At 58.4% G+C, this 517-nt stretch carries 1 protein-coding gene; it reads left to right on the forward strand.

Annotated elements, in window-relative coordinates; all coding sequences use genetic code 11:
- On the forward strand, nucleotides 1–301 hold a 301-nt coding region (locus tag VH86_RS24610; protein WP_231647406.1), incomplete at its 5' end, for a hypothetical protein.
- Between the last annotated feature and the right edge of the window lie 216 nt (nucleotides 302–517).

The raw sequence follows: 517 nt of genomic DNA on the forward strand, positions 1-517 counted from the left end.
TGGTAAGCTCTGCGCCCGAAACCTGCTGCCGGAAAACCCCATGAAAAATGACTTTGAAGAAAAAATGGCCGACATCATGATTGGCGAGGCCGTCACCGCGCTGCTGGAAGAAGACATCGCCATCAGCTGGGCCGTCCTGACGGACCGCCTGCGGGCGGCTATTGAGCATGAAACGGATGAAGACCGCGTTCGCGCAGGGCTGCGCGCCATTGAAGAGGTGCGGCAGGAAATGCAGATTCGCGCCGCTGAAAAGACCGGGGTGCACGGCACTGACGGTATGTCAGCGCAGAAGCTTCACTGAAGTCACTCGGGGCGCTGCCGTATCCCCGGGGTTGCCTTTCTGATATACTGTATACTTATCCACCTTACGGACGGAGGTCATATGAACGATGACACCACCGCCGAAGATATCTACGCCGTTATCGGAACGGTCGTGGCGCGCCTTCTTAAGCCGGACCAGTACCTCACCCTTCACGAAATCACCAGCGCCCTGCACAGCATGGGCGAAGCGGCAGGC

This window comes from Pantoea sp. BL1 (assembly GCF_000963985.1).
Classification (GTDB): domain Bacteria; phylum Pseudomonadota; class Gammaproteobacteria; order Enterobacterales; family Enterobacteriaceae; genus Pantoea; species Pantoea rwandensis_B.